Annotated in this window: 13 protein-coding genes and 1 other annotated feature; of the genes, 9 read left to right on the forward strand and 4 right to left on the reverse strand. The window is 38.4% G+C overall.

Annotated elements, in window-relative coordinates; translation table 11 throughout:
- The first annotated feature begins 39 nt into the window (after positions 1–39).
- From KTJ72_RS02670 to KTJ72_RS02690, 5 genes are all read left to right on the forward strand, one after another.
- Positions 40–531, forward strand: coding sequence for a hypothetical protein (locus KTJ72_RS02670; protein ID WP_217304081.1), 492 nt, complete (start codon positions 40–42; stop codon positions 529–531).
- Positions 532–661: 130 nt separating this feature from the next.
- Positions 662–896, forward strand: a binding site (T-box leader).
- A gap of 83 nt (positions 897–979) precedes the next feature.
- Positions 980–1,804: a MetQ/NlpA family ABC transporter substrate-binding protein gene (locus tag KTJ72_RS02675; protein WP_041153035.1), complete on the forward strand. Its 825-nt coding sequence runs from the start codon at positions 980–982 to the stop codon at positions 1,802–1,804.
- Positions 1,805–1,838: 34 nt separating this feature from the next.
- Positions 1,839–2,909 carry a methionine ABC transporter ATP-binding protein gene (locus KTJ72_RS02680; protein ID WP_217304082.1) on the forward strand — a complete coding sequence of 357 codons (1,071 nt, stop codon included), beginning with the start codon at positions 1,839–1,841 and terminating at the stop codon, positions 2,907–2,909.
- 3 nt (positions 2,910–2,912) lie between these two features.
- Complete coding sequence (locus KTJ72_RS02685; protein WP_217304083.1) at positions 2,913–3,605, forward strand: methionine ABC transporter permease; 693 nt, start codon at positions 2,913–2,915, stop codon at positions 3,603–3,605.
- A 14-nt stretch (positions 3,606–3,619) separates the two neighbouring features.
- On the forward strand, positions 3,620–4,783 hold the full coding sequence (locus KTJ72_RS02690) for an ArgE/DapE family deacylase (RefSeq protein ID WP_217304084.1): 1,164 nt from the start codon (positions 3,620–3,622) through the stop codon (positions 4,781–4,783).
- 39 nt (positions 4,784–4,822) lie between these two features.
- Here KTJ72_RS02690 and KTJ72_RS02695 read toward each other — a convergent pair whose 3' ends face one another.
- The gene (locus tag KTJ72_RS02695) at positions 4,823–5,515 is read right to left on the reverse strand and encodes a VIT1/CCC1 transporter family protein (protein WP_217304085.1); all 693 of its coding nucleotides are present in this window, start codon (positions 5,513–5,515) and stop codon (positions 4,823–4,825) included.
- 12 nt (positions 5,516–5,527) lie between these two features.
- Positions 5,528–6,211, reverse strand: a complete 684-nt coding sequence (locus KTJ72_RS02700) for a VIT1/CCC1 transporter family protein (protein WP_217304086.1) — start codon at positions 6,209–6,211, stop codon at positions 5,528–5,530.
- Between the two features lie 314 nt (positions 6,212–6,525).
- Here KTJ72_RS02700 and KTJ72_RS02705 point away from each other — a divergent pair, with 314 nt between their 5' ends.
- Positions 6,526–7,701 carry an aminotransferase class I/II-fold pyridoxal phosphate-dependent enzyme gene (locus KTJ72_RS02705; protein WP_217304087.1) on the forward strand — a complete coding sequence of 392 codons (1,176 nt, stop codon included), beginning with the start codon at positions 6,526–6,528 and terminating at the stop codon, positions 7,699–7,701.
- 13 nt (positions 7,702–7,714) lie between these two features.
- Positions 7,715–9,226 carry a phosphoenolpyruvate carboxylase gene (gene ppcA, locus KTJ72_RS02710; RefSeq protein WP_053796860.1) on the forward strand — a complete coding sequence of 504 codons (1,512 nt, stop codon included), beginning with the start codon at positions 7,715–7,717 and terminating at the stop codon, positions 9,224–9,226.
- Positions 9,227–9,271: 45 nt separating this feature from the next.
- Here ppcA and KTJ72_RS02715 read toward each other — a convergent pair whose 3' ends face one another.
- The gene (locus KTJ72_RS02715; protein ID WP_217304088.1) at positions 9,272–10,678 is read right to left on the reverse strand and encodes an MFS transporter; all 1,407 of its coding nucleotides are present in this window, start codon (positions 10,676–10,678) and stop codon (positions 9,272–9,274) included.
- Positions 10,679–10,779: 101 nt separating this feature from the next.
- Between KTJ72_RS02715 and KTJ72_RS02720 the strand changes: the two genes are divergently transcribed.
- Together KTJ72_RS02720 and KTJ72_RS02725 are read left to right on the forward strand one after the other, a co-directional pair.
- The gene (locus tag KTJ72_RS02720) at positions 10,780–11,376 is read left to right on the forward strand and encodes a hypothetical protein (protein WP_057198347.1); all 597 of its coding nucleotides are present in this window, start codon (positions 10,780–10,782) and stop codon (positions 11,374–11,376) included.
- A gap of 20 nt (positions 11,377–11,396) precedes the next feature.
- Positions 11,397–11,696, forward strand: a complete 300-nt coding sequence (locus KTJ72_RS02725; RefSeq protein WP_217304089.1) for a CHY zinc finger protein — start codon at positions 11,397–11,399, stop codon at positions 11,694–11,696.
- 26 nt (positions 11,697–11,722) lie between these two features.
- Here KTJ72_RS02725 and dapF read toward each other — a convergent pair whose 3' ends face one another.
- A complete protein-coding gene (gene dapF / locus KTJ72_RS02730; protein WP_217304090.1) occupies positions 11,723–12,694 on the reverse strand; it encodes a diaminopimelate epimerase in 972 nt (323 codons plus the stop codon).
- Positions 12,695–12,697: the final 3 nt, after the last annotated feature.

Below are 12,697 nucleotides of genomic sequence, written 5' to 3' on the forward strand. Positions count from 1 at the left end.
ACATAATAAAGTCATTACATAAAGAAAGCAGGACTGATAATGGATACTGTTATTTATTTAATTTTATTTTTTGTTGTAATCGCACTATTACTATTCGGTGCCTATGAAACACTACCAAAGATTCACAAGTTGAATAAGACCATCAACCAAAAGACACTTGATTCATTTGGCGGAGATAAGAAGCAAATCGAAGCATTTAAGTCAGGTGAAAAGAAGTTAAACGTCGTTACTGGTCAATACGTGATCTTAGCAATCGTTGCGACTGCGTTTGTTTTAAGCATCATCTTCCCAGAAATGGCCAACAACTACTTAATCATCGTATTATTTGTACTAGAAGCAATTTACATCTTCCTAGGATTAAAACTACCTAGTCTAGAAAAGAAACATGGTGAATTTACCGGGGATCTTTTAAAGAAACGTCTACAAGCCATTCGTCTGACATTTTTCGCATTCATCGGTTTCTTTGTAGCCGTAGATGTGTTAATTCTAATCATTGAATTGCTATTTTCTCAGAATATAAGATTGCTATAAAACACTGAAGGAGCCTTGATTAGGCTCCTTTTTATTTATTAAGAAAACATTAAATTAGAAAATAATGATAAAAATATGTTGCATTATTAGAAAATGGGTGTAGTATATAAAACAACTTAACCGATACGAATAAAACAAGATGATCAGGAGAGTAGTTATCCAATGATTGCGCAGAGAGTTCACGTTTGCTGAAAGTGAATGAATCAGAAGATGATGAATATGGCCTGTAATTTGGCATCGCTGATAATTAAGCGATGATGGGGTGGCAACCATTATTAATTGCACGCGTTTATATAGACGTTATTGAGGGTGGGAGTGCAAGCTTCCACTGAATTAGAATGGTACCACGGAACTCCGTTTCTAGATTTAATCTAGGAGCGGAGTTTTTTTTGTTGGCTAAGTTAAAAATTCCGTTACATACATTTATATTTTTTAGGAGGTTATTCTTATGAAGAAGAATTACAAGAAATTATTATTGGCTTTTACATTTTTATTGGTCTTACCACTAACCCTTTTAGCAAGTTGTGGTAAGGATTCAGGACACACCGTTAAGATTGGTATCATGGGTGGAGACACACGTGTTTGGAAAGCTGTTCAACAACGTGTTAAAAAAGAAGGCGTTGATTTACAACTAGTTCAATTCACTGATTACTCTCAACCAAACAATGCTTTAACTAACAAAGAAGTAGACATTAATGCATTCCAAAACTACGCATTCCAAGACAACTGGAACAAAGCTCACCACACTAAGATTGTAGCTATTGGTAAGACTATCTTCTCACCACTAACTTTATACTCCAAGAAGGTTTCAAGCCTAAAGGATCTAAAAGATGGCGCATCAGTTGCTGTTGCAAACGATGTTACTAACGAAGCTCGTGGACTAAAACTACTTGCTAGTGCGGGTCTAATCAAGCTAAAGAATACTGAATTACCAACTCCAAGTGACATTACTGAAAACAAGAAGCACCTAAAGATTGTTCCTCTAGATGCTGCCCAAACTCCAAGAGCTCTATCTGATGAAGATGCTGCTGTTGTTAACGGTAACTTTGCTCTAGATTCAAACCTAAGTTCAAAGGACATCTTATTCAAGGAACCTACAAACAAGGCTTCAATCCCATACATCAACATCATTTCAGCTAACAAGAGTGATGCTAACAACAAGTACTACAAGAAGGTTGTAAAGGCTTACCAAACTCAAGCTACTAAGGATCTTTTAAAGAAACTATACAAAGGTGAAAACATTCCTGCATGGGACATTAACTTCAACAAGTAAGGGTTAGAAACAAAATAGAGGTAGAGGTGAAACTATGGCACAAATTAGTCTAGAGCACATCGATGTCACCTTTAAGCAAAAACACCAAGTTTCAAAGGCGGTACAAGACGTATCGCTACAAATTGAAAAGGGTGACGCTTACGGTATCGTTGGTTATTCAGGGGCTGGTAAGAGTACTCTAGTACGAGTAATTAACCACCTGCAAAAACCAAGTGCCGGTAGGGTGATTATCGATAACAAAGATATTGATAAATTCAGCCATGCGCAAATTCGTCAATTAAGAAAGAATATTGGGTTTATTTTCCAACACTTTAACTTAATGAACGCCAGAACAATTGAAGACAACATTCTATACCCAATGGTTGGAACTAAGACTTCAAACGAAGAGAGAAAACAACGTGTTCAACGTTTGATCAATCTAGTTGGTCTAAATGGGAAGGAAAAATTCTACCCAGCCCAACTATCTGGTGGTCAAAAACAAAGAGTGGCAATTGCCAGAGCTTTGGCTAATAACCCACAAATCCTAATTAGTGATGAAGCAACCAGTGCGTTGGACCCAAAGACCACGCAAGCAATCTTGCAATTACTAAAGAAGATTAACAAGGAACTAGGCGTTACCATCGTCTTAATTACCCATGAAATGGACGTAGTTAAGTCACTATGTAATAAGGTAGCCGTCATGGATACTGGTAAGGTTGTCGAAAAGGGAAGTATCTTAGAAGTTTTCAGTAATCCTAAGACACAGCTAACCAAAGACTTTATAGACACCACCAACAACGTTAGAGAAGCTGTAAATACACTAAGCGCCCAAGAACGTTTCGTTGAATTATCACGTAACCAACAACTATTCAGATTGCATTACATTGGTGCTTCTACTGAAACACCAATCATCGTTGATTTGTACCAAAAGTTTGGTGCCGTCGCTAACATTGTATATGGAAACATTGAATTTATTTCAAACGTGCCATTAGGTAACTTGATTATCGAAATCGATGCTGAAGAATCAACTATCAAAGAAATCAAAGAATACCTTGCTGCAAAAGATGTTCATTTAACCAACATCAATTTGGATCAAGAAAAAATCAGAAATAGTAAGGAGGGATAGCAGATGAGTTCATTTTTGACACACTACCTACCAAACATGATGACAATGATTCCGGACTTTGAACAAGCCACAATCGAAACATTGTATATGACATTCGTAACAGCACTAATTGGTGGAATAATCGGTTTGTTTATCGGTGTTTTACTAGTCTTAACTGGACCAGAAGGAATCAGTGAAAACATTGCTTTCTACACAGTCCTAGATAAGATTGTGAACTTATTCCGTGCCATTCCCTTCATTATTCTACTAGCTGTGATTGCTCCATTTACCAGAATTATCGTTGGAACTGCAATCGGTACCACCGCTTGTATCGTTCCATTGGTAATCGCCGTAATTCCTTTCTACGCTCGACAAGTGCAAAACGCACTATTAGACGTTGATAGTGGAATCGTTGAATCAGCCCAAGCCATGGGTTCATCAACGTGGGGAATCGTCTTTAGAGTATATCTAAAGGAAGGATTACCTAAAATTATCCGTTCATCCGTGGTAACATTAATTAGTCTAATCAGTTTAACTGCAATGGCTGGTACCGTTGCCGGTGGTGGACTTGGTAACCTAGCCGTCATGGTTGGTTACCAAAGATATGAAAATGACGTTACCTTTGTATCATTAATCCTAATTTTGATTTTGGTATTCGTCATTCAAATTATCGGTGATATCTTGGCCAGATTAACTGATCACGAAAACGCAAAATAAGAGGGTAGATAATAATGGAAAAAGAAGAACAATTACAGGTATTAAAGGATTTAGTTGCCTTTAATACAGTAGATGCCAACGAAAAAGACATCGCAGATTATTTAAGCCAACTATTTAAGAAGCACGGCATCGCAAGTGAAATTGTGGACCAATTTGATAATAGAAGTAATCTAGTTGCTCACATTGGTAGTTCTTCTAAAAAGGTTTTGGCCTTTGCTGGTCATGAGGATACTGTTCACGAAAACAACTTGGCTGATTGGACCCACGATCCATTTATTCCATACGTCGAAGAAGGTAATATTTATGGTCGTGGTGTGACAGACATGAAGTCTGGTCTAGCAGCCCAAGTAATTGCACTAATCGAACTAAAAGAAGAACATGCTGATTTATCCGGTCAACTAAGATTTCTAGCAACCATCTCCGAAGAATTAACTCAGGGTGGGGCCAACTTCCTTTCAAAAAGAGGGGATGTTGATGACGTCGATGCAATCGTGATTGGTGAACCAACCGGTCAAAGACAAAGCAATCAAAACCACCATTATATTGTCTATGCTCACAAGGGAGCACTTATTTACACCGTTAAGAGTGTCGGAAAGGCAGCGCACAGTTCTACTCCAGAATTAGGGATCGATGCGATTGATAACCTTATCAACTATCGCCAAGAAGAAAAGCAATACTTTGCTAAACAAACCGGTGAAGATGATATTTTGGGTAAGACTATCTACACACCTGATATCTTTGAGGGTGGTAAACAGGTTAACTCAATTCCGGACTTTGCCTATCAAAAGGTCATGGTTAGAACCATTCCACAATTAAATAACGATCAAATCATTGCTGACTTGCAAGAATTGGTTGATTCATTTAACCAAAAGAATGGCTATAACCTTCAACTAGAGGTAAACTTCAGCGGTTATCCGGTCAAAAACGATGCCGATTCATCAATTGTCAACGCTGCTCAAGCTGCCAGTGAAGAAATTTTGGGGAATAAGCTTGACTTGAAGACGTTATCAATGGGAACCGATGCTTCTCAATTTAAGGAACGCAATCAAGACGTTGATGTTATCATCCTAGGCCCTGGTAATGACACTGCGCATCAAACGGATGAATACGTTGATTTAGAATCATTTTATTCATTCATACGTCTATATAAACAAATTGCAATTAACTATTTAAAGTAAATAAAAAAGCCTAAGCAAAAATGCTTAGGCTTTTTTGTTTTAGAATTCGTTCATTAATTTCCCCATGGCATAGTGAATGATCATGGTTAGAATTCCGATGATAATGTTTCTGATTACTGCGACTTTGACTTTACCGTCACCAAGTTTGGCACTCATAAAACCAGTAAGACCAACTGAGACGATAACGGCTAGAATGGTAGCTGGCCAGCGGTAAATTCCACTGGTTAGACTCATTGCAATAAGTGGGAATAATCCACCTAGTGCGGCTGAGAATAGGGATGAAAAGGCTGCTGACCATGGATTCATGTAGTGGTTTAATTCGATATTGTACTTGATGCTTACCATTGTTTCCAATGGTTTCTTAGCAATCAATTCATCGGCAATTTCTTTGGCGGTCTCTTCGGTAATTCCACGACTCATGTAGAATTCTTGCACAATCTTCTTTTCACCTGCTAGGTCGTTTTTTAATAAGTAGCGTTCTTTTTCAACCGATGAGCTTTCGGCGTCACGTTGTGAACTAACTGAGGCGTATTCACCGGATGCCATTGAGAAGGCACAGGCCAATAAATCTGATAGACCAGCGATAAAGATTGTGAAAATGTTTGGGGTTGCCACGGCAACTGAGAATAAGACACCTACGACGGTAAGGATTCCATCGTTAGATCCCAATACCCCAGCTCTTAAGGTGTTTAGTCGTTCGTCCATTGTGGCGGTTTGTTTTTTCTTTTCCATTGTTATTCCTCCCTAGGCTAGACTTCCGACTAGCAAACCAATTAGATAGGTTACTAGCATGGTTAACATTCCGGATGCGACGTTTCTTAATGTTGATTTCAAACGGTTGGCGTTACTCAACATTGCTGCAGCATATCCGGTCAGCGATAGGGCGATTAGAACCGCAATGAAAGTTGATATTACCTTGATGTTAGCGGGGAAGAGGGAGATAGCGACTAGCGGTAGGATTGATCCGGTCGGAAATGAAATCATTGACGCAATTGCAGCCGCGTATGGACTGGTGAATTGGTTAACGTTAAAACCGTATTTTTCACGAACTGTGGTCACCAAGGCGTCTTTGTTCATCATTTCAGTAGTGGCTTTAGTGGCAAGTTCGTCTGAGATACCACTACTCATGTACTTTTCTTTAACGATGTTGAATTCTGTTTGATAGTTGTCTCTTAAGGCGACCTTTTGTTTTTCAACGGCGTTCTTTTGAGAATCACTTTCTGAATTGACGGAGACATATTCTCCCATTGCCATTGAAACGGTTCCGGCGATCATGCCGGCAATCCCTGAAATGAAAATTGAGAAGGTATTGCTAGTGGCACCGGCAACCCCAATAACGATACCGGCAACCGATAGGATTCCGTCGTTAGAACCCATCACACCGGCACGGATGATATTAATGCGTTGTGCTAAAGTTTGTTTTTCCATATTGAAGGCCCTTTCTAGTTTAGAATGGTTATTAATTAGTAATTATTATAATTCACTTTTTTCGTAAAGTAAACCCTTCATTTTTAAGGTACTACCGAACAATTATTTTTTCAATAACTAACAAAAAAATTATTGGAAATATTGATATATCAATATTTTATATGATCAATAAAATTAGAAAATGATTAAAAATTATATTGTAATTTTAATGGAGTTATATTATAGTATTTAACAATATGATGCTCATTGAAAATTGGACTAATTGATTAAAAACAATCAATTGGTCCTTTTTTGCATATTTAGGAGGAATTGTAATGCCCAACTTATCATCATCACTTGTTGGTAAACATAACCAACGATTGAATGCATTAGCTCCATCAGGAATTAGAAGTTTTGATAAAAAAATCTCTTCCATCGATGGTTTAATTAAATTGACAATTGGAGAACCAGACTTGGATACTCCAGAACACGTTAAACAAGCAGGAATCGATAGCATTAAGAATAACGATTCCCATTATGCTGATCAAACTGGTAAAAAAGAATTGCGAGATGCTATCTCCAATCATTTATCAAATAAGTACGATTTAAAATACGATGCTGACAGTGAAGTGATTGTGACAGTTGGTGCGACAGAAGCCTTATACTCAACATTCCAAACAATTATTAACAAGGGAGATAAGGTAATCGTTCCAACACCTACTTTTGCTTTATACTTCCCAATCATCGAAATCCTAGGGGGAGAAGTCATTAAGGTCGATGTATCTGAAGACGACTTCATCTTAAAACCAGAAAAATTAAAGGCCGTATTAGACGAATATGGTGACTCAGTGAAGGCCTTACTATTGAACTATCCAAGTAATCCGACCGGAGTTGAATATTCAAAAGAAGACTTAGCCGGACTTGCAGAAGTAATTAAACAACATCCGATGTATGTTTTATCAGATGAAATCTATAGCGATTTAACATATGGAGTAGAGCACTACTCAATTGCCAACATGTTACCTGAACAAACAATTTACCTAAGTGGTTTATCAAAATCACATGCGATGACAGGTTATCGTGTTGGATACATCTGTGGACCAGCCGAATTCATTAAGAAGGTTGGAATGGTTCATGCGTTCGTAGTTACATCAGTTACAAATTCTGCCCAAGTTGCGGCTGCTGAAGCGCTAATCAACGGTGAAAATGATCCGATTGAAATGGCTAAAATTTACCAAGAAAGACGAGATATCCTATACAAAGGTTTGACCGAATTAGGTTTCTCGATGCCAGAACCAAAGGGAGCATTCTACATGTTCGCTAAGATTCCAGCACAATACGGTAAAGACGATGAAAGTTTTGCACTTGAATTAGCTAACAAGGCTAAGATTGGTGTTATCCCAGGTAGTGCATTTGGACCTGGTGGAGAAGGTTACATCAGATTGTCATATGCTTCATCTAAAGAAGTCATTTTAGAAGCGCTAAAACGATTACAAATTTTTATGAAATAAAGGGGTAATTAACATGGACAGAAGAATTCCAAACATCATGGGGACTCAACACCCAGACAACGCTAATGTTCCTTTTTTTAAGGACGATAACGACAAGTTCGTGTCCGCATTCAATGAAATTAACGAAGCGTATCAAAACTATTCCACATTAGATGCAGATGAATATATGTGGGATTGGGAAGGAAAACATGCAGATTCTTCCGTAATTGATCGTTTGTATTCTGAACATTACGATTACTTCAGTAAACATCCACTTGGAAACGACAAGTTCTTAACTTTCCGCTTACCAAACATCTGGGAAGAAACTGGTTATAGCTTAATGCAAGCTATGACTACTATCTTATTAGCTGAGGATTTTGCTCAAGACTTAGGTTTCAAAGACCGTCCATTATTCGAAGCAATCTTGCCAATGGCTAGAACCGCAGAACAATTGGTTAACATGGAAGAAAAATTCTCAAGCTTAGCTCACTTCAAATCAAAAGAATTTGAAAATGGTCACAAAAACAACGACCGCTTAAGAATGATTCCATTATTCGAAAGCTTTGAAGCTCAATTCAATGCTCCAGATATCTTGAAGAAGTACGTTGAAATTTACAAAGACGAATTTGGTGAAGACCTAACATACCTACGTGTGTTCTTAGCCGGATCAGATTCAGCTCTATCAAATGGTTTCTTAAACAGTATCATTGGTAACAAGTTAGCCTTAACTAAGTTAGGTGAATTTGAAAACGAAACAGGTATCGATGTATACCCAATCGCCGGTACCGGTAGTGCCATCTTTAGAGGAGGACTATCTCCACTAATGGTCGACAGATACCTAGAAGAATTCCCAGGTTTAAAGACTGCTACCATCCAATCAGCATTCAGATATGACTTTGACTTAGAAACTGTTGTAAAACCAGCTGTAGCTAAGTTACGTGATGGTCTACAACACAATGCCTTTAGAATCATCAACGACGATGATCAAAAGACATTACTATCAGTTGCTGATAAGGCCGCAAAACAATACCATGAAACTCTAGATCCACTAATCAACGACTTACAATCAGTCTTTGATTCATTCCCTAAGCGTCGTGATAGACACCAACACGTTGGTATCATCGGATATTCTAGAGATGTTGATGGATACAAGATGCCAAGAGCCATCACATTTACTGGTTCACTATACTCAGTTGGGGTTCCACCTGAAGTATTAGGTACTGGTCGTGTGTTAAGCCAATTAACTGACGATGAAATCAGAGCATTGAAGCAATACTATCCAAACATGAAACATGACTTTGCACATGTCTTGAAGTACTACAGTGCTGATGCATTAGATTCATTAATCGAAAAGAACGCTTCTTGGAAGGGTGTTAAAGAAGACATCCAAGCCATCGAAGACGCATTCGACATCAAGGCTGGCCCAACTAATGAAGAAGAAAAAGAACACGCTAAGTTAGCAAACGATTTAGTTCGTATTGATGACCAAGAAGTTCGTGAAATCTTAATTGAAAAGATGGGACGTCTAAGACATTTCTTAGGTTAATTCCAAACAAAAAAGCTAGTGAGAATTTACTCACTAGCTTTTTTATTATGCGTATTTGTTTTGATTGTGTTTTAATAGCCAGATTAACATGACAGTAACGATTAACATGATTACTGCTGCTACCCAGTAGGTGAAGTGCATTCCATAAACGAATAGGGAATCGTTACCAAAAGGGTAGGTGGTAATCTTTTTGCCGTTCTTAAAGCTCATTGCGCCATATAGGATGGATGTCGAGATTGATAAACCAAGGGTAAAACCAATGTTCCGACTCAACGCCAGGATTGAACCGGCAATACCTTGTTGATCCTTGGCAGCATTTTCCATCACCATTGGATTGTTTTGGAATAAACCGTTGGCAGTGGAGAAGACCACAAATCCTAATAGCATGAACATCAGTGTCCAGTTTGGTTGCATGATAGCAAAGATGACTTCGGCTGCTACGAAAACAAGTGAAGCACGTAGTGACATAATCACAGCACCGTACTTATCACATAGCACACCACCTAAGTAGGCTGTAAAGACGTTTACCACCGGTAGGACACTCATTAGTAGTCCGGTGTGTGATGGTGAGAACTTCAAGGTGTCTTGAATGTAGAAAGGAAGCAAGACGTTATTGAAGTAGATGATGATGTACATGAACATCAAAGCAATGATACTGATTGAAAAACCAGGATTCTTAAATAGGCTCAATGCTAATATTGGATCGTCGACACGACGTTCTACTACGATAAATGCGATTAGTAGAACTAGACTAGCGATAAATGACAAAATAACGCTGGTATTAGCGAAACCAATTTGTTGACCAGTAAATATACCAATAAAGAATAAACCGATTAGGACGGCCAAAATAATGAATCCTGGCCAATCAATATGAATGGCTTGGCCTTCATTGTTTGATTTTTTTTGATAGACGAATTCACCAAAGACGTATGCAAAGATTCCGATTGGAACGTTGAATAGGAAAATCCAGTTCCAATTGGCAATGGAAAGAATGATTCCGGCAACGGCTGGTCCGGCAATGTAACCGAGTTGACCGATGGTGGTGTTGATTCCTAACGCACGGCCGCGAAGGTTAAACGGAACGGATTCGGTGATGATTCCAAGGTTGGTTGCCATGGTCATGGAAGCACCCAGACCTTGTAGACAACGGGCAATCAATAAGACGATTAGGTTTTCTGAAAGTCCACAGATTAGTGAACTGATGGTAAAGATTAAAGTTCCGAGTTGAAATATTTTCGCCTTGCTGATTTGATCCCCTAGTTTACCGAATAAAATAAGCGACATACAGATAAGAATTAAGTAGGCCGAAGATATCCATTCTGCTTGGTTCATTGGAATATGTAAGTCTTTAGATATCTGCGGTAAAGCGGTATTTACGATACTCATGTCAACGGTTCCTAGAAAGGAAACTAATGCCACTGACAAGATAATAAAAAACTGTTTGCGATTCATTTGTGCACTTCCTTTAATTGATAATATTAATTGTATCAGATGAGCGACAAAAGAAAAATTATGGAGTATAGTATCGTAAATGATAAAAAGAAGGTGTCGCCATGGACATAGTCACAAACGATGAATATATCGGAGATAGCCGATTAGCTGAATGGTACTTCAAATCCAGGGATGGGTATGAGTTAGACAGCTTTTCATTAGGCTATTTTTTAAAAGACTTAGGTGATTTTGTAGTTGTGAAGACCATCGATTTAAATGGTGCGTTGGACACAGTGACAGCATTTTTGAAAAGTGACATTTTAGAAATAAGGTATGAAACGGCCTATACCGACATGCTGAATTCCTATATTGAACAGAATATGGAAAGTGATTTATACGATCCTTATCATTTAATGAACCAATGGGATACTTTTAACGCCAACACGATCCATCAGGTCTTATTGAATTGCTTTGAAGCCGAGAAGGTGATTAGTGTTTGTGTGTTAGAGGGCGAATACGTTGAGCATGGCAAGATTGTCCTATTGACCGACAACGTCATGACGCTCAATGAATCCGAGTATCTCGCTGATTTAAACGAGCATGAGAACTGCAACACGACAATTAGAATTAATAAAACCACAGAGATTAACTTCTTAAGTAAGAACAATCATTTATACGAGCAGTATTTATTGAAGAAGCCAGAATCAAATAATAAATAAAAAGAAATCGAGATGATTCGATGATTTATGGAATTCAATTAGATAGCGATAGTCGCTGTATTCACTACCATCAGCAACACGATATCGCGGCCATGGAATGTGGCCAGTGTCACCAATACTTTGCGTGTTATCAATGCCATAATTTAGTGGTTGATCACGACTTTGTACCGATTAGTACCAAAGACACTAAGCCGGTCATGTGTGGCCGTTGTAAGCACAAATTAAGCTTTCAACAATATCAAGACAAGGTATGCCCATATTGTTTCGCGCAATTCAATCCGAAGTGTGAATTACATGAACATTTATACTTTAAAGACTAAAAAAGACTAGCATCTGCTAGTCTTTTTTATTGCTTAATGGTATCGATGAAGGCTAGGTAATCAGCTTCTTCACCGGATTCTACTAAGTTATTTTGAATTGGTTCTGATAATAAATCGACTTCATCTGATTCGATGTAACCAACAAATGTGGCGTTACCCATTAGTTGAATCCAACGATTGTCTGGTTCTGTATGAACCTTAGTTTGCACCTTACCACCGGGGTTGAAGACGTCAATTGGTTCGTTGACGTCAACTAATTCAGGGTAGTTCATCGCAAATGCCATTGAAGTGGCAGACATTCCAGTTCCGCAGGCGTTGGTGAAACCAACACCACGTTCGAACGTTCTAACAAAGATCTTGTTCTTGCCTAAAATCTTGGCGAAGTTAACGTTGACACCATCTGGATAGTAGTCGTTTGGTTGATTTAGATAAGTTCCTAGATTGAATAGGGGTTCTTCTAAATCAGCATCATCTTCAACAAAACTAATTAAGTGTGGATTAGGAACAGCCATTGAAGTGAACTTTAGATGGTCACTAAATTCTGGAATTTCTTCGTTAATAATTTGGTCAAAATCTAAATTGGTATAGGGTAAATCTGCGGGTGAAAATCTAACTGGAGCGATTTGAACGCCGACCCATGAAACACCCTTTGCAATGTCGTCAAAAACATGGACGTTTAAGTCTGCTTGCATGGTTTGGACCTTAAAGTCAGTTTGATCGAACTTTTCGGCTAAGTAACGGCCAACACAACGAAGACCGTTACCACACATTGAAGCAACGCTGCCGTCTGAGTTAAAGACCTTCATTTGACCGATACATTCGTCGTGATCTGAGTGATTGACGACTAACAAACCATCTGAGTACGGTAAAACGTCGCTTTGAGCTAACTTTTTGGCTAGATAACTTAATTGGTAGTCATCCAATGAATCCTTTAGTTCATCGACATCCAATAAGAAGAAATGGTTCTCTGAACCGTGTACATAATGTAGCTTTGTCATAAA

It is taken from the genome of Apilactobacillus waqarii (genome assembly GCF_019061205.1).
GTDB lineage: Bacteria > Bacillota > Bacilli > Lactobacillales > Lactobacillaceae > Apilactobacillus > Apilactobacillus waqarii.

Excerpts from the sequence above, each read along its gene's own strand:
- ppcA (WP_053796860.1), top strand. The coding sequence starts at position 7,715 with ATGGACAGAAGAATTCCAAACATCATGGGGACTCAACACCCAGACAAC.
- KTJ72_RS02685 (WP_217304083.1), top strand. The coding sequence starts at position 2,913 with ATGAGTTCATTTTTGACACACTACCTACCAAACATGATGACAATGATT.
- KTJ72_RS02700 (WP_217304086.1), bottom strand. The coding sequence starts at position 6,211 with ATGGAAAAACAAACTTTAGCACAACGCATTAATATCATCCGTGCCGGT.
- KTJ72_RS02705 (WP_217304087.1), top strand. The coding sequence starts at position 6,526 with ATGCCCAACTTATCATCATCACTTGTTGGTAAACATAACCAACGATTG.
- KTJ72_RS02695 (WP_217304085.1), bottom strand. The coding sequence starts at position 5,515 with ATGGAAAAGAAAAAACAAACCGCCACAATGGACGAACGACTAAACACC.
- KTJ72_RS02690 (WP_217304084.1), top strand. The coding sequence starts at position 3,620 with ATGGAAAAAGAAGAACAATTACAGGTATTAAAGGATTTAGTTGCCTTT.
- dapF (WP_217304090.1), bottom strand. The coding sequence starts at position 12,694 with ATGACAAAGCTACATTATGTACACGGTTCAGAGAACCATTTCTTCTTA.
- KTJ72_RS02680 (WP_217304082.1), top strand. The coding sequence starts at position 1,839 with ATGGCACAAATTAGTCTAGAGCACATCGATGTCACCTTTAAGCAAAAA.
- KTJ72_RS02725 (WP_217304089.1), top strand. The coding sequence starts at position 11,397 with ATGATTTATGGAATTCAATTAGATAGCGATAGTCGCTGTATTCACTAC.
- KTJ72_RS02670 (WP_217304081.1), top strand. The coding sequence starts at position 40 with ATGGATACTGTTATTTATTTAATTTTATTTTTTGTTGTAATCGCACTA.
- KTJ72_RS02720 (WP_057198347.1), top strand. The coding sequence starts at position 10,780 with ATGGACATAGTCACAAACGATGAATATATCGGAGATAGCCGATTAGCT.
- KTJ72_RS02715 (WP_217304088.1), bottom strand. The coding sequence starts at position 10,678 with ATGAATCGCAAACAGTTTTTTATTATCTTGTCAGTGGCATTAGTTTCC.
- KTJ72_RS02675 (WP_041153035.1), top strand. The coding sequence starts at position 980 with ATGAAGAAGAATTACAAGAAATTATTATTGGCTTTTACATTTTTATTG.